We start from the raw sequence: 14,451 nt of genomic DNA on the forward strand, positions 1-14,451 counted from the left end.
ACCATGGCCGCCATTATCGAGGTCGATCACCTCAGCAAGCAATATGCCGACGGTCCGAAGGCGCTGGACGATGTCTCGCTGTCCATCGACGAGGGCGAGATCGTGGCCCTTCTGGGGCCGAACGGGGCCGGCAAGACGACGATGATCTCGATCGTCTGCGGGCTGGTGGTGCCGACCGGCGGCACCGTGCGTGTCGGCGGGCATGACATCCGCAGCGACTGGCGCGCGGCGCGCAAGCTGATCGGGCTGGTGCCGCAGGAAATCACGCTGGAACCTTTCGAGACGGTGATGAACTGTGCCCGTTTCACCCGTGGCCTTTACGGCGCCCCGCCCGACGATGCCTATCTGGAAAAGGTGCTGCGTAGCCTCTCGCTCTGGGACAAGCGCGATGCGCAGACGCGCGCGCTTTCCGGCGGCATGAAGCGCCGGGTGCTGATCGCCAAGGCGCTGTCGCACAATCCGCAGGTGCTGTTCCTGGACGAGCCCACCGCCGGCGTCGACGTGGCGCTGCGCCGCGAGATGTGGCAGGTCGTCGATCAGCTGCGCCGCGACGGGGTGACCATCATCCTGACCACCCATTATCTTGAGGAAGCCGAGGAAATGGCCGACCGCATCGGCGTCATCAATCGCGGCAAGCTGCTGCTGATGAAACCCACGGCCGAGCTGATGGGCGAATTCGGCAAGAAGCACCTGACCGTCGAGCTGTCCGAGCGCATGGCCATCTGCCCGCCCGAACTGTCCGAACGCGGCATTACCCTGTCCGAGGACGGGCTGCGGCTGGGTTACGATTACGACACCCGTTCCGACCGGACCGGCATCGCCCATCTTCTGGCCGAGCTTGCCCGGCTGGGCATCGCGGTGCGCGACGTGTCGACCAAGCAATCCAGCCTGGAAGAGGTCTTCATGTCGCTCGTCAGCAATGAAGAGGAGGGCGCGGCATGATCAATACCGGCGCGATCCGGGCCATCTTCCACCACGAGATGAGCCGCTTTTTCCGCACCATCTGGCAGTCCATCGCCTCGCCGGTGCTGTCCACGGTTCTGTATTTCGTCGTCTTCGGCGCCGCCATCGGCGGGCGCATCCAGTCGGTCGAAGGTATTTCCTACGGTGCTTTCATCGTGCCCGGCCTGATGATGCTGACGGTGTTGCAGCAATCGGTCTCGAACGGGTCTTTCGGCATCTATTTCCCGAAATTCTCGGGCACGATCTACGAATATCTTGTCGCCCCCGCCGGCTGGATCGAGGTGACGGTGGGATTTGTCGGCGCCGCCGCCTCGAAAGCGATCCTGATCGCTTTCCTGATCCTGATCACCAGCTTCTTCTTCGTCGGCGTGCATATCGCCCATCCGTTCTGGATGCTGGCCTTCCTGTTCCTGACCGCCTTCGCGTTTTCGCTTCTGGGCTTCATCATCGGGCTTTGGGCGAAGAATTTCGAACAGCTTCAGATCGTGCCGATGATGGTCATCACGCCACTGGTTTTCCTCGGCGGGGCCTTCTATTCGGCCTCGATGCTGCCCCCCTTCTGGGAGGCGGTGGCCAAGCTGAATCCGGTGCTTTATCTGATCTCGGGCTTCCGCTGGGCCTTCTTCGACATGGCCGATGTGCCGGTGGGACTGTCGCTTTTCGCAGTGGCGCTGATGATCGCGGTCTGCATGTTCACGATCCGCTGGATTTTCCTGACCGGCTGGCGGCTGCGCGAATAGGCGCCGCCTGACCGAGGAACGGGCACCAACCGTGCAGCTGCATTGATCTGGGCAGCACGAAATCCCGCCTGACATTGTGCGGACAGCATAAAATGCTGATCTGTCGCAATATTCGACCGATGATGATAACCGGCTTCCATAGGATGAGTGATTGACGAACGAGCGGATGGCGACATTCGACACCCTGCCGAACCGGAAAGGTTGACACATGAAACTGAGCGATTACAAGGCGCTGACCTTCGATGTCTATGGAACGCTGATCGACTGGGAAAGCGGCATGGTCACGGCATTGAAGCCGCTGACCGACCGCGTCGCACGCGAGACGGGGCGCGAACTGACCCGCGACCAGATCCTTGAGGCCCATGCCCATCACGAATCCACCACCCAACGCTGGACCCCGGCGAAGAAGTATTACGAGCTTCTGCCTGTGGTCTATCGTCGCCTGGCCGAGGAATGGGGCACCGCCGTGACCTGGGAGGAATGCGTGGCCTACGGGCTGTCTGTCCGCCAATGGCCCGCCTTTCCCGACAGCGCCGAGGCGCTGGCTTACCTGAAGCAGCATTACAAGCTGGTGGTGCTGACCAATACCGACAATCTCAGCTTCTCGGGCTCGAATGCGCGGCTGGGGGTGAATTTCGATGGCGTCTATACCGCCGAGGATATCGGCAGCTACAAGCCCTCGGACCGCAATTTCGACTATATGATCGAAACGCTGGCCCGGCAGGGGATCAACAGGTCCGAGATCCTGCACACCGCCGAAAGCATGTTCCACGACCATGCGCCGGCGAACCGGCACGGGCTGGCGAATTGCTGGATCTATCGCCGCCATGACAAGGAGGGCTTCGGCGCCACGATGAATCCGGGCGAGATGCCGAAATACGATTTCCGCTTCAACTCCATGGCGGATATGGTCGAGGCCCATCGGGCCGAAACGGCCTGACCGCACGGGGACAGGATATGGCAGCAGCGCCGAAGCTCGACCGGATCGACATCAATATCCTGTCCACCATCCAGCGCCACGGCGACATCACCAATGTCAAGCTGGCCGAGACCGTCGGGCTGTCCACCAGCCCTTGCCTGCAAAGGCTGAAACGGCTGGAACAGGCCGGCTATATCGAAAGTTATCGCGCCATCATCAACCTGCGCAAGCTGGCCGACCACATCATCGTCTTCACCGAAATCACCCTGCGCGACCACGGACCCAAGGATTTCCAGAAATTCGAGGCCGAGATCCGCAAGCATCGCAATGTGCTGGAATGCCACCTGCTCAGCGGCGGCTATGACTATCTGGTCAAGTTCGTCGCCCGCAACATCATGCAATACCAGTCGATCATGGAAGATATGCTGGAGCGCGGTCTCAGCATCGACAAGTATTTCAGCTATGTCGCGATCAAGCCCGTCGTGACCGGAAACGCGGTCCCGATCGAGGATCTGCTGGATCGCCGATAGCAGCGGCAGCCACAGGGAAACAATGCGACGGCCCGGGACGCGGATCGGCAGCGAACTGCCCTAATTCGCCCCCCGGCCCGCTTACTTGGTTGAAAGCTCTGCCTTCAAAAGCTGCGCGATAGCGCCGAGCGGGGCGAGATCGTCGGGCCGGTAAGCCCCTTTCTCGCCGTTCAGTGACAGCACCGCAATGGTTCGTCCATCGGCCAGCACCGGCGCACAAAGGCAGCTGCCAAGGCCGAGTTTCAGCATCAGATCGGCATCCGGAAAGGCCCAACGGATTGCTGCCTCGCCCTCGCCCCACCAGCCCTGGCCACCGGCCAGAACGACCTTGGCCCAGGCCGTCCGCTCCATCGGTTTGCGGGTGCTGCACGGATATTCGGTCGGGTTGGAACTGTGGACGCGCAGCACGTCCCGGGTCTCGCCAGGGATGCGGCGCAGGACCGTCAACAGGCGAAAACCGAAGCTGCGGCGGCAGATTTCCTCGACCATCTGGAATGTCGCCGGCTCGACCTCGCGGGCGATCCAATTGGCAAGCTCGGTCATGTCTTATCCGTAAAGCAGGTTTGGCAGGAACAGCGCGATACCGGGGAACAGTGCCAAGAGCACCACACCCACCAGCATGAGCAGGAAGAAGGGAAAGGCCGCCCTGGCGACATAACCGATGGAGCGCCCGGAAATGCCCTGCAGCACGAACAGGTTGAACCCGACCGGGGGTGTGACCTGCGCCATCTCGACCATCAGCACCAGATAGACGCCGAACCAGATCGGATCGAATCCAGCCTGCACCGCCAGCGGCAGGGCGATGGGCAGGCTCATCACCACGATGGAATTGCCATCCAGGAAGAAGCCCAGCCCAAGATAGAACAGCGACAGCACGACCAGCAGACCCCAGGGCGGCAGGTCGAGGGCACCGATCCCGGCGGCGACATCGGCTGGAATATGCAGATAACCCATCGCCGTGGACATCAGCGCCGCCGTGATCAGGATGGAACAGACCATGGTCGAGGTTCTCAGCGCCGACATCAGCGTGTCACGCATCAGCCCGAACGAAAACTGCCGTGTCGCAAGCGTAATGCCGATGGCGGTGAGCACGCCGACGGCCGCAGCCTCGGACGGCGTGGCGATGCCGGTATAGATCGAGCCGAGCACGATCCCCATCAGCACCCCCAGCGGCAGCAGGTCGACAAGCGCCCGTCCGAAATCCGCAAGCTTGTGATCGGGCTTGTCATGGGGCGCGATCTCGGGCGTCAGCTTCGCCCGCAGGATGATATAGGCCGAATACAGGCCGGCGATCATGATCCCCGGCAGCACGCCTGCAGCGAAAAGTCGGCTGACCGATTGTTCGGCCAGGATGCCATAGACGATCATCACGATGGACGGCGGAATCAACAGCCCAAGACTGCCCGCCCCGGCCAAGGAGCCGAGCGCGACGCGAGGGTCATAGCCACGCTTGTCCAACTCTCCGATTGAGATCTTGCCAACCGTCGCCGTCGTCGCCGGCGACGACCCGGATACCGCCGCGAACAGCGTGCAACCCAGCACATTGGTATGAAGCAACCGCCCGGGAATATAATCGACGAAGGGCGACAACCCCCGGAACAGCCGCGAGGAAATATCGGTGCGGAAGATGATCTCGCCCATCCAGATGAACATCGGGATCGCCGACAGTTCCCATCCCGAGGAGTAGCGATAGATGATGCTGGATGCGATGGAGCCGATGCGTGCCGGGCTCATCCCTTGCAGGAAGAACAGCGACAGGACCGCCACAAGCGCAATCGAGGCAAAGACCCAGACCCCGGTGCCAAGCATCCCGAAAAGCAGCACCAGGATGACGCCGACAGAAAACAAGGTATCCATGATAAGGCTCCGCCTATTCGGTCAGCGCGTTGGGATCGTGATGCGCGGGGGAGGGGTGGCCGGTCAGGTGCCGAAGCCCATGCGCCAGAAGCTGGATCGCGAACAGCACCATGCCGACCATCATGATCCCTTCCGGGATCCAGGTGGGAACGGCGGCAATCGAGGAAGACACGGTCCCGCGCTGGAAGGCGCGTTCCGTCCGCACCCAGTAAAGCCAGGCCAGTCCGGAGACACCGGCGCAGACCACGAAAGCTGCAATCGCCGTCAGCAGGTCCTGGGCGCGGGGCGACAGGTGCTGCATGATCACGTTCACCCGGATAAGCTGGCTGTGCTCCAGCACATAGCCAAGCGACCAGATCACGCAAATCATCATGGCGTAGCCGACGAATTCGCTGGTGACGAAAGTCGATGTGGAAAAGATCGTTCTCAGCACGATCTCAAGCGCAATGATCCCGACCATGAACAGCAGCGCTGCCGCAGCCAGAACCGCGGCCACGCGTGAGAGGCCGAAAATGAGTGCATAGAACTGGGGCATCGGAAACCGCCTTCGGATGGGGGTGCCGGGCGTCGCAAACGCCCGGCCTGCGACAGTTCAGTTCGCGCTTTCCGCGACATAGGCGTCATAAATCGCCTTCAGGTCGTCATTGGCGGTTTCAAGCCATTTTTCCGCAAAGGGCCGACCGGCCTCTTTCAGGAAATCGGCAAATTCGGGCGAGATCGCTTCCGTCACGGTGACGCCATTGCTGCGCAGCTTCTCGTAATCGACCTGCAGGCTATCGACCGCCAGTTGCCAGCCGAATGCCTCGGCCTCGGTCGCGGCTTCCTGCACGGCGGCCTGCTCTTCCGGGGTCAGCGCCTCGAAAGCGTCGCGGTTGATATGGATGCCCTGAAGTCCGGCGGTATAGTTCACATCGGTGAAATGCGACTGCAACTCCCAGAATTGCGCACCCGCCCCACCATTGGCCGAGGTCAGAACCGCGCTGATCGCATTGGTCGACAATTGTGCCGGAACATCGGACCAGGCGATCTGCACCGGGAAAGCACCGGCATTGCGCAGTGTTTCGGTCGAGCCGACGTCATAGGTCCGAACCTTGACCTCCTTCAGGTCCTCGGCCGAGGTAAAGGCCTTGTTGCCCCACAGGCCCGAGGCCGGCCAGGGCGTCGCGAGAAGCAGAATCTGGTCTGCGTTTTCAAAGAACGCGTCATAGGCAGGCCGCGACATGTCATAAAGCTTGCGCGTTTCGGCCATGTCCGACGCGATGAAGGGTAGCGAGCCGATCTGGAAGACCGGATCGAAACCCGCCAGGAACACGAAAGAGGACGATGCCGCCTGCAGCGCCCCATCGCCGACGGCATCGAACTGGTCGACGCTCTTGTAACCCAGGGCCGCGCCGTGATGCACGGTGATGGTCAAGGACCCGCCGGTCTTCTCGTCCACGGCATTGGCGAAAAAGTCTGCCGTCTGGCCCTGCAGCGAGGTCGGCGGGTATTCGTTGGACAGATCCCAGTTCTCGGCCATGGCGCCGCTGGCGATGACGGCCAGAACGGCTGTGGTGAAGGTCAGCTTGGTCATGAATATCGTTTCCCTGTCGTTTCGTGGCAGAAAGCCGTTGGCGCTGCCGTTTTTCATTTTTGCGGCGCCGGCACCGACGGAAAGACTTTACGGAACTTCCAGACTGTGCTGTTCTTAAGTTACATACAGATCTGTTCGTAAATCAAGAATTAGTTTTCTCTACGTCAGCCGGTCAGAAGCAAAGGACCCGAATCGCCATGACTACCATGCTCATCCGCAATGCCAGAATCGTCGACGGAACCTCGCCCGAGGCCACGGATCCCGTTGATATCCATATTGAAAGCGGGCGTTTCACGGAAGTCGGCAAGGGGCTCAAGCTTACGGCGGACGAAGAGCTGGACCTGAAGGGCGGCATCGTCATGCCGGGGCTGATCGACTGCCATGTTCATGTCATCGCGACCTCGGCGAATCTCGGTTTGAACGCTGAATTGCCTGATTCGCTGGTCGCGCTACGCTCGGCCCAGCTGATGCGCAACATGCTGATGCGGGGTTTCACCACCGTTCGCGATCTGGGCGGGGCGACGCGCGGTCTGCAAATGGCGGTCGAGGAAAAGCTGGTCGAGGCGCCGCGCCTAGTGATCTGCGGCAAGGCGCTCAGCCAGACGGGCGGGCATACCGACTATCGCGGCCCCTTCCACAATCGCGATGTCAGCTATTACGCGGAAAAGCTGGGCACGCTTGGCCGGGTCTGCGACGGCGTGCCCGAAGTGCTGCGCGCCGCGCGCGAAGAACTGAAAGGCGGCGCACAATATATCAAGATCATGGCCGATGGCGGCGTTTCCTCGCCCTCCGACCCGATCGGCTATCTGGTCTTTTCGGAAGAGGAGATCCGGGCCGCTGTCATGGTGGCGAAGAATTTCGGCACCTATGTCTCTGCTCATCTCTATGACGACCGCGCCATTGTCCGGGCGCTGGATTGTGGCGTCGAATGCATCGAACACGGCAACCTGATCAGCGACGATAGCATTGCCCGCATCGCACGAGAGGGGCAGGTGATCGTGCCAACCAATATCGCCTATGAGGCGCTGGCTCGCGATGGGGCGAAATACGGGCTGCCGCCGGAATCCGTCGCCAAGATCGAGGATGTCCGCGAAGCCGGTCTGGAAAAGCTGGAAAAGCTCTACAAGGCCGGGGCCACGGTCGGTTACGGCTCGGACCTGCTGGGCGGGCTGCACAAGTACCAGTCCGAGGAATTCGCCATTCGTGGTCGCTACCTACCCGCAGATGCGGTGATCCGCTCTGCCACCGTCGATGCCGCCAAGGTCCTGCGGATGGAAGGCGAGATCGGCGTGATCGCACCGGGCGCCCATGCCGATCTGGTGGTGGTGGACGGCAACCCGCTGGACGATCTTGGCCTGCTCGCCTCGGGTGGGGATCATCTGTCGCTGATCCTTCAGGGCGGCAAGGTCGTGAAACAGTCGACCGGCGTTTAGGGCAGATCAGCGCGCCGGGCGTTTCGCATCGACCTGGCGCGCAATATCCTTCCACATCTCCAGAAGTCGATCGGTGACCGACGGATCTTTGTCAAAGCTCTGGTGAACCGCGATGCCGCGAAGCACAGACAGGATCAACTGCACGAACAGCCGGTCTTCTTCGTTTTCGACGCTGCTGCCCAGAAGCGCCACTGCCTTGGTATCGCGACGCTCGATCCAGTCGGAGATGATCACCAGAAGCGACCGGCCCAACTCGTTGTCGATTCGCGCTGCCAGCATCAGCTCCAATGCCGCGATGTAATGTTTGGTCGCGAAGAGATTGTCCCAAAGCGCTTCAATCAGATCAGTGACGCTGATCGAGGTCACACCATAATCGTCACCCAGCGGATAGATCTCAGCCCATTGATCGACGAGATGCTGATATGCCGCCAGGAAAAGGTCGTTTCGCGTCGGATAGTGGTGCGTCAGCGCACCGCGCGAGACATTGGCCTTCTCGGCGATCAGCGTGGTCGAGATCCGCTCATACCCGTATTCGATCAGCGCATCCAATGTCGCCTCGCAGACGGCGGTGCGGGTCGCATTGGATCGCTCGGCCTGGGTGCGGCGGCGTGCGGGCTTTGCTGCGTTCTTCAGCATCGGTTCATCCGTCATACGTCTCTCCTGCGGCCGATGGGCGGTTTTGCGCAGAATTGCCGTGGGCGGCAATAAAACATTTACATACAGACACGTTTGTTTTCTACTTTACCATAATCACAACCGAACCGGCCATGAAAACCGGTCTTCCGAAACTGACAGGAGTGAACATGAACCGCAATCTTATCTCGCTTGCCGGGCTTGTCTTGATGGCAGCGGCCGGCACGAGCGCCAATGCCGAAACCAAGTTTATCGCCAACTCCTTCTATGATGGCGGCCATCCGCTGTCGAAATTCGGCTATGTCGAATGGGCCGATATCGTGAAGGACCTCTCGGGCGGCGATCTTGCCCCCGAGGTCTATACCGGCACCGTGCTTCTGGCCCCGCGCGCGGCACTGCAGGGCGCGCAGGACAATGTCGTGCAGGTTGCCAATATCTCGGCGGTCTATATCCCCTCGGAAATGCCGGTCGCCAATGCGGTTCAGGAACTGGGCTTCAACTATTCCGACCCGAAGGCGATGATCTTCGCGGCGACGGATTTCTCGATGCACAATCCGACGCAACTCAAGGAATGGACGGATAACAAGATCGTCTATCTCGGCGCCTATACAACGCCGCCCTATATCCTGTTCTGCACCTCGCCCGTCACCACCCTTGCCGAGTTCAAGGGCAAGCGCATCCGCACCGCCGGCTCTGCTGTCTCGATGTGGGTCGAGGAAGCCGGTGGTGTTCCGGTCAATGTGCCTTCGTCTGAGATGTATACCGGGTTGGAGCGTGGCTCGCTCGATTGCGCGACAAATGCGGCAAACGACCTGATCGACCGCTCGCTTTGGGAGGTTGCCAAACACACCACCCTGCTGCCGACGGGCATGTATTGGGCCGGGCCGGAATGGGGTTACAACACCGATTTCTGGACCGGGCTGAGCGTGGAACAGCGCAGCGTTCTGATGGAGGCGACTGCGCGCTCGATGGCGCGGATGATCATCAACTACGCGCAGCGGGCCGAAGATGCGCTGACCGAAGCGCAGGAGAAGGGCAATACCGTCGCCGAGCCGGGCGAGGATCTTCTGGCCTCGGTCACCGCCTTCCGCGAAACCTCGCTCGCTGCCGCTATCGCTGCCGCCGACGCCGCCACGGGCGGCGAAGGCCAGGCGCTGATCGACGATTTCCAGGCCACCGTGGCGAAATGGGATGCGCTGCTCGCCGAGGTCGATACCAATGACGAGGACGCCCTGACCGCGCTTGCCATGAAGGAAATCTATGGCACGCTCGATCCCGCCACCTATGGCGTGAACTGATCTGCCTTTGCGGCGCCGGAACCCCGGCGCCGCTTCCTGTTCCGCAAGAAGGTTCCGGGCCATGAACGGATTTCAGCGCGCCGTGAAACTGCTGAATGGCGGCTTTCTGGTGCTGAGCGGCATCTTCATCATCCTGATGATGCTGCATATCACTGTCGACGTGGCGCTGCGCAATTCGGGCGTCGCCGTTCAGGGCACGCTGGAGATCGTGTCCTTCTATTACATGGTCTGTCTGGTCATGCTGCCGATGGGCTATGTCGAGTTGCAGAACGAGCATATCCGTGTCGATCTGTTCGCGCAGATGATGCCGCCGCCGGCCCAGCTTGGCCTCTATGTCATCGCCTGCCTTCTGGGGATGCTGTTCTTCGGAATGCTGTGCTGGCAGAGCTTTCACGACGCCATGCGCGCCACCCGCTCGGCCGAGGAGGCGATGGCCAATTTCCGCTTCTACATCTGGCCAGCCCGTTGGGCCTTGCCGATCGGCTTTGGCGGTCTGTTTCTTGCCGCGCTGTCGAACCTGATTCGCGCCATGTCCGAACGCCGCGCGCTTTAAGGGGAACAGTCGCATGAGCAATATCTCCATCGGCACTGCCGGCATTTTCATCGCCCTGTTCCTGATCGCCTTGCGGGTGCCCATCGGCCTCGCGCTCGGTCTGGTCTCGGTCCTCGGCATTGCCGCCATGACCAGCATGAATGTCGCCTGGGGCATGATCTCGGCCACGCCCTTCGACTATATCGGCCAGTGGGAGCTTTCGGCGGCGCCGATGTTCCTGCTGATGGGCTATCTCTGCTCGACCACCGACATGACACGGGGGCTGTTCGCGGCGCTTCGGCTGGCACTGGCACGACTGCCGGGCGGGCTTGCCATCGCCTCGGTCGGGGCCTGTGCGTTCTTTGCCGCCGCCGCCGGGTCCTCGGTCGCCACCGCTTCGGCCATGTCGCGCATCGCCGTCCCGGAAATGCTGCGCAACGGCTATGACAAGGGGCTGGCCACCGGGACCATCGCTGCCTCGGGCACGCTCGGTTCGCTGATCCCGCCCTCGGTCCTGCTGATCCTTTACGGCGTCTATGCCCAGGTCTCGGTCGGACAGCTGTTCCTGGCCGGCTTCATTCCGGGCATCGTCTCGGCGCTGATCTACATGGCGATGATCGTGGTGCGGGTGAAGCTGAAGCCCAGCCTTGCCGGCCATGCCGTCATCACCGTCGGCGCCGAGGAACGCCGCACCATCCTGCGCGAGATCTGGCCCCTGCCGGTGCTGATCTTTTCGGTCCTGGGCGGCATCTTCTCGGGCGTTTTCTCGCCCACCGAAGCCGGCGCGCTTGGCGCATTCATTGCCGGGTTGATCGCATTCGTCCGTGGTCAGCTGACCCGTGCCGCCTTCTTCGAGGCCGTGCGGCAGGCCATCATTTCCACGGCCTCGATCTTCCTGATCCTGATCGGCTCGCTTTTCTTCACCCGTTTCCTGGCTTTGTCGGGCATGCCCACGGCATTCTCGAACCTGATCCTCTCGGTCAGTTCGGAACCGTGGTGGATTCTGCTGGCGGTGACGGTGATCTATGTCGTGCTGGGGATGCTGATCGACAGTATCGGGCTTCTGCTGCTGACCCTGCCGCTGATCCTGCCGCTGATCGAAACCGCTGGCATGAACCCGATCTGGTTCGGCATCATTGTGGTCAAGCTGCTGGAGATCGGACTGGTCACACCGCCTATCGGGCTGAACGTCTACATGATCAAAAGCGCGCTCGGCAATCTTGTCACCCTGCCAGAGGTCTTTCGCGGCGTCGGCTGGTTCATCGCCATGGATTTCCTGACGCTTCTTCTGCTGATCCTGATCCCGGCCCTGTCGCTCTGGCTGCCGCAACTGGCCTTTGGCTAGGTGCTTGGTCTCATCAAGTGACCTCGCAATGACTATCCGAACGAGGCACTTGGGGCGAATGCTTGACTCGGCACCAAGACCAGGCGTCTAGCCGTCCGCGCAGCCGTGGAATTCGGTTGCGCCACCCTGGCCCATGACGGTCATGACAACGGCCTCGGGGTCGACCGGGAAGGGCTTTCCATGGGGGGCGACCAGATCGACGGTGACTTCGGTCCCGTCAGCGTTGAAAGCGGGTGCCGAGACCCAGATATCCGGGGCACCGCGATATTCCACCGCCAGTTCGGCGCCCGGCTCTGGTGTGCTCAGCGTGATCGTGGTGCCATCCTCGATCTCGCCCATTTCGCAGGCGGGCTTTTCGGTGGAGCGCTGCGGGGTCGCAGCCATCGCTGCCTCGATCACCGGGTCGGGGTCGACTGCCGCCGCCGGCGCGACCAGATCGAGGCTGGCCGGGATGCAGATGTTTTCGCAGAGCCCGAAGCTGACATGGGCCGAGATGCCGATCGGCTTGCCGGCGTCCTCGGGCGTGACCGTGAAGGGCAGCAGCAGCCGGTCGTGATGGCCAAGCGTGCGCACCCCGTCCGAGACGATCACCTCGGGGGCCGGCCAGTGGAATTCGACCGCGCCGATATTGCTGCCCTGCCAGTCGAATTCGGGCGGCAGGCCGGCATCGCCGGGGCTGCGCCAATAGGTCTTCCAGCCGGGTTCCAGCACCAGTTCCAGCGCCGCCACGCGCCGGCCATCGGCATCGGTCCAGCCGGGCAGGATCCGGGCCGAGGTCAGGCCATCGGGCAGGTCTCGGGCCGGATCTTGGGCCAGGCCGGGAAGGGCGGGGACGGTTGCCAGAAAAGTGGCGAGCAGCAGGTGTCTCATGCCGGCAATCTAGCCCTATGGCGGGGCGGCCTGAAATCACCTTTTCGACAGGAAATCCGACAGCCCCTTGCCGATTTCGCGCGAAGCGCCGATCCTTGCCGGCAGGAGGTCCCGTGATGAATTCCGCCATGACCCGTGACAGCGACCTGACCGGCAAGATCCTGATCGCCATGCCCGACATGGGCGACCCGCGTTTCCGGCATTCGGTCGTGCTGGTCTGTGCGCATTCCGACGAGGGGGCCATGGGGATCGTGCTGAACCAGCCCATGCGCGGCATGAACTTCGTCGAGCTTCTGGACATGCTGGGCATCGAGGCCGGCGACGAGGCCATCCGGCTTCCCCTGCGCACCGGCGGCCCGGTCGAACCGGTGCGCGGCTTCGTGCTGCATCGCCAGTCGGGACCGCTTGGCGATGGCTCGATGGATGTGGGCAGCGGGCTGGCGCTGACCACGACGCGCGACATTCTGGTGGAACTAGCCGAGGGGCGCGGTCCGGCGCAGGCGATACTGGCGCTTGGCTATTCCGGCTGGGGCGCGGGGCAGCTCGACCGAGAGATTCGCGCCAATGGCTGGCTGACCGCCGAGATGGACCCCGATTACGCCTTCGGCGAGCCCGTCACGGTCTGGATGCGTGCGCTGCATTCCCTTGGCGTCGATCCGCTGTCGCTGTCGGGGGCGGCAGGTCGTGCCTAGCGAGGCGCGGCCGCCCGGCGCAGACGGTCGTTGATCGCGCGGCCCATGCCGTGATCTGGGACAGGTGCCACGGCGATGGGACGACCGGTCGCGTCGGCCCGATGCAGGGCATCGAAGAGGTTCGCGGCGGCCTCGACCAGATCGCCCGAAGGCGACAGCGTGATCTCGCCCGAGACCGGGCCGAAGCCGATCAGGAACTCGTCCGGCCCGGCGGCGCGGGCGTTCAACCGCACCGGCGCGCCGGGGGCGTAATGGCTGGTGAGCATGCCCGGCGCGGCGGGCTTTTCGGGATCGGCATTGGCGGCGGGCATGGTCAGCCGCTGACCGAGAGCTTCGGCAATCGCCTCGGCCGGGATGCCGCCGGGGCGCAGCAGCGCGGGCAGGCCGCCCTGCCAGCCGATGATGGTCGATTCGACCCCGACCGGGCAGGGGCCGGCATCGATCACCGCCGCCAGCTTGCCATCCAGCCCGGCCATGACATGCGCCGCCGTGGTCGGGCTGATCCGGCCCGAGCGATTGGCCGAGGGTGCGGCCACGACACCGCCGAAAGCGTGCAGCAGATCCTGCGCCGCCTGATGCGCCGGCACCCGTATCGCCACCGTATCGAGCCCCGCCGTCACCAGCGAGGCGATGCCCGAATCCGCGCGCAGGGGCACCACCAGCGTCAGTGCGCCGGGCCAGAAAGCTTCGGCCAGCCGCCGCGCCGGATCGCCGAAGATGCCGATGGTCTCGGCCGTGGCCAGATCGGGGGCGTGGACGATCAGCGGGTTGAAGCTGGGCCGGCCCTTGGCGGCATAGATCGCCGCCACCGCCAGGGGGTTGCGGGCGTCGGCGGCCAGCCCGTATACGGTTTCGGTCGGCATTGCCACCAGCCGGCCCTGTGCCAGCATCATCGCGGCATAGGCGAGTTCTTCCGGTTCGGGCGCGAGCAGGCGGGTTTCGGCTTGCATGAGGGTCCAGGCGGTTCGTTACGCAGGGTTATTCGGGACGGGGCTTGCCGGATAAACCGTGCCAGTTAATCTGTTTTTCCAGATAACCTGCATAGACGCCGAGCGCCTTTCCGGCA

16 protein-coding genes are annotated in these 14,451 nt (G+C 62.7%); 9 read left to right on the forward strand and 7 right to left on the reverse strand.

The genetic code is table 11. The features are described from left to right. Positions 1-3: 3 nt before the first annotated feature. From Q0330_RS14025 to Q0330_RS14040, 4 genes are all read left to right on the forward strand, one after another. Entirely contained in the window at positions 4-942 is a 939-nt protein-coding gene (locus Q0330_RS14025; RefSeq protein WP_299480593.1) for an ABC transporter ATP-binding protein, read from the forward strand. Then, positions 942-1,703 (forward strand): ABC transporter permease, encoded by a 762-nt coding sequence (locus tag Q0330_RS14030; protein ID WP_299480799.1) that lies wholly within the window; start codon positions 942-944, stop codon positions 1,701-1,703. The genes Q0330_RS14025 and Q0330_RS14030 overlap by 1 nt, the downstream gene beginning before the upstream one ends. Positions 1,704-1,911: 208 nt before the next feature. After that, positions 1,912-2,643, forward strand: coding sequence for a haloacid dehalogenase type II (locus Q0330_RS14035; RefSeq protein WP_299480596.1), 732 nt, complete (start codon positions 1,912-1,914; stop codon positions 2,641-2,643). A 17-nt stretch (positions 2,644-2,660) separates the two neighbouring features. Beyond that, positions 2,661-3,152 carry a winged helix-turn-helix transcriptional regulator gene (locus Q0330_RS14040; protein ID WP_299480599.1) on the forward strand — a complete coding sequence of 164 codons (492 nt, stop codon included), beginning with the start codon at positions 2,661-2,663 and terminating at the stop codon, positions 3,150-3,152. An 81-nt stretch (positions 3,153-3,233) separates the two neighbouring features. Here Q0330_RS14040 and Q0330_RS14045 read toward each other — a convergent pair whose 3' ends face one another. Genes Q0330_RS14045 through Q0330_RS14060 form a run of 4 tightly spaced genes read right to left on the reverse strand, consistent with a single transcriptional unit; the run spans position 3,234 to position 6,582 of the window. After that, positions 3,234-3,695, reverse strand: coding sequence for a GAF domain-containing protein (locus tag Q0330_RS14045; RefSeq protein ID WP_299480604.1), 462 nt, complete (start codon positions 3,693-3,695; stop codon positions 3,234-3,236). 3 nt (positions 3,696-3,698) lie between these two features. After that, positions 3,699-5,009, reverse strand: a complete 1,311-nt coding sequence (locus Q0330_RS14050; protein WP_299480607.1) for a TRAP transporter large permease subunit — start codon at positions 5,007-5,009, stop codon at positions 3,699-3,701. Positions 5,010-5,022: 13 nt separating this feature from the next. Continuing rightward, positions 5,023-5,544 (reverse strand): TRAP transporter small permease, encoded by a 522-nt coding sequence (locus Q0330_RS14055; RefSeq protein ID WP_299480610.1) that lies wholly within the window; start codon positions 5,542-5,544, stop codon positions 5,023-5,025. Between the two features lie 57 nt (positions 5,545-5,601). After that, positions 5,602-6,582, reverse strand: coding sequence for a TRAP transporter substrate-binding protein (locus tag Q0330_RS14060; RefSeq protein ID WP_299480613.1), 981 nt, complete (start codon positions 6,580-6,582; stop codon positions 5,602-5,604). 197 nt (positions 6,583-6,779) lie between these two features. On the opposite strand from Q0330_RS14060, the gene Q0330_RS14065 reads away from it, so the two are divergent. Next, positions 6,780-8,015 carry an amidohydrolase family protein gene (locus Q0330_RS14065; protein WP_299480616.1) on the forward strand — a complete coding sequence of 412 codons (1,236 nt, stop codon included), beginning with the start codon at positions 6,780-6,782 and terminating at the stop codon, positions 8,013-8,015. 6 nt (positions 8,016-8,021) lie between these two features. Here the strand turns inward: Q0330_RS14065 and Q0330_RS14070 are convergent, their stop codons facing one another. Next, on the reverse strand, positions 8,022-8,666 hold the full coding sequence (locus Q0330_RS14070; RefSeq protein WP_299480619.1) for a TetR/AcrR family transcriptional regulator: 645 nt from the start codon (positions 8,664-8,666) through the stop codon (positions 8,022-8,024). Between the two features lie 152 nt (positions 8,667-8,818). Here Q0330_RS14070 and Q0330_RS14075 point away from each other — a divergent pair, with 152 nt between their 5' ends. The 3 genes from Q0330_RS14075 (at position 8,819) to Q0330_RS14085 (ending at position 11,823) form a co-directional block, all read left to right on the forward strand. Continuing rightward, a complete protein-coding gene (locus tag Q0330_RS14075; protein ID WP_299480622.1) occupies positions 8,819-9,946 on the forward strand; it encodes a C4-dicarboxylate TRAP transporter substrate-binding protein in 1,128 nt (375 codons plus the stop codon). Between the two features lie 61 nt (positions 9,947-10,007). Further along, positions 10,008-10,499, forward strand: coding sequence for a TRAP transporter small permease (locus tag Q0330_RS14080; RefSeq protein WP_299480624.1), 492 nt, complete (start codon positions 10,008-10,010; stop codon positions 10,497-10,499). A gap of 13 nt (positions 10,500-10,512) precedes the next feature. Next, positions 10,513-11,823, forward strand: coding sequence for a TRAP transporter large permease (locus tag Q0330_RS14085; protein ID WP_299480626.1), 1,311 nt, complete (start codon positions 10,513-10,515; stop codon positions 11,821-11,823). Positions 11,824-11,910: 87 nt separating this feature from the next. On the opposite strand, the gene Q0330_RS14090 is transcribed toward Q0330_RS14085, so the two are convergent. After that, a complete protein-coding gene (locus tag Q0330_RS14090; RefSeq protein WP_299480628.1) occupies positions 11,911-12,693 on the reverse strand; it encodes a protein-disulfide reductase DsbD domain-containing protein in 783 nt (260 codons plus the stop codon). 128 nt (positions 12,694-12,821) lie between these two features. On the opposite strand from Q0330_RS14090, the gene Q0330_RS14095 reads away from it, so the two are divergent. Then, complete coding sequence (locus Q0330_RS14095; RefSeq protein ID WP_299480630.1) at positions 12,822-13,385, forward strand: YqgE/AlgH family protein; 564 nt, start codon at positions 12,822-12,824, stop codon at positions 13,383-13,385. Here Q0330_RS14095 and Q0330_RS14100 read toward each other — a convergent pair. Continuing rightward, entirely contained in the window at positions 13,382-14,335 is a 954-nt protein-coding gene (locus Q0330_RS14100) for an L-threonylcarbamoyladenylate synthase (protein ID WP_299480632.1), read from the reverse strand. The genes Q0330_RS14095 and Q0330_RS14100 overlap by 4 nt on opposite strands. Positions 14,336-14,451 lie beyond the last annotated feature (116 nt).

Source organism: uncultured Paracoccus sp. (assembly GCF_937873615.1).
In the GTDB taxonomy this organism is placed as follows: Bacteria; Pseudomonadota; Alphaproteobacteria; order Rhodobacterales; family Rhodobacteraceae; genus Paracoccus.

What these genes read in the sequence shown, in the direction of transcription:
- Q0330_RS14025 (WP_299480593.1), top strand. Translation starts at nt 4, where the DNA reads ATGGCCGCCATTATCGAGGTCGATCACCTCAGCAAGCAATATGCCGAC.
- Q0330_RS14035 (WP_299480596.1), top strand. Translation starts at nt 1,912, where the DNA reads ATGAAACTGAGCGATTACAAGGCGCTGACCTTCGATGTCTATGGAACG.
- Q0330_RS14040 (WP_299480599.1), top strand. Translation starts at nt 2,661, where the DNA reads ATGGCAGCAGCGCCGAAGCTCGACCGGATCGACATCAATATCCTGTCC.
- Q0330_RS14045 (WP_299480604.1), bottom strand. Translation starts at nt 3,695, where the DNA reads ATGACCGAGCTTGCCAATTGGATCGCCCGCGAGGTCGAGCCGGCGACA.
- Q0330_RS14050 (WP_299480607.1), bottom strand. Translation starts at nt 5,009, where the DNA reads ATGGATACCTTGTTTTCTGTCGGCGTCATCCTGGTGCTGCTTTTCGGG.
- Q0330_RS14055 (WP_299480610.1), bottom strand. Translation starts at nt 5,544, where the DNA reads ATGCCCCAGTTCTATGCACTCATTTTCGGCCTCTCACGCGTGGCCGCG.
- Q0330_RS14060 (WP_299480613.1), bottom strand. Translation starts at nt 6,582, where the DNA reads ATGACCAAGCTGACCTTCACCACAGCCGTTCTGGCCGTCATCGCCAGC.
- Q0330_RS14065 (WP_299480616.1), top strand. Translation starts at nt 6,780, where the DNA reads ATGACTACCATGCTCATCCGCAATGCCAGAATCGTCGACGGAACCTCG.
- Q0330_RS14070 (WP_299480619.1), bottom strand. Translation starts at nt 8,666, where the DNA reads ATGACGGATGAACCGATGCTGAAGAACGCAGCAAAGCCCGCACGCCGC.
- Q0330_RS14075 (WP_299480622.1), top strand. Translation starts at nt 8,819, where the DNA reads ATGAACCGCAATCTTATCTCGCTTGCCGGGCTTGTCTTGATGGCAGCG.
- Q0330_RS14080 (WP_299480624.1), top strand. Translation starts at nt 10,008, where the DNA reads ATGAACGGATTTCAGCGCGCCGTGAAACTGCTGAATGGCGGCTTTCTG.
- Q0330_RS14085 (WP_299480626.1), top strand. Translation starts at nt 10,513, where the DNA reads ATGAGCAATATCTCCATCGGCACTGCCGGCATTTTCATCGCCCTGTTC.
- Q0330_RS14090 (WP_299480628.1), bottom strand. Translation starts at nt 12,693, where the DNA reads ATGAGACACCTGCTGCTCGCCACTTTTCTGGCAACCGTCCCCGCCCTT.
- Q0330_RS14095 (WP_299480630.1), top strand. Translation starts at nt 12,822, where the DNA reads ATGACCCGTGACAGCGACCTGACCGGCAAGATCCTGATCGCCATGCCC.
- Q0330_RS14100 (WP_299480632.1), bottom strand. Translation starts at nt 14,335, where the DNA reads ATGCAAGCCGAAACCCGCCTGCTCGCGCCCGAACCGGAAGAACTCGCC.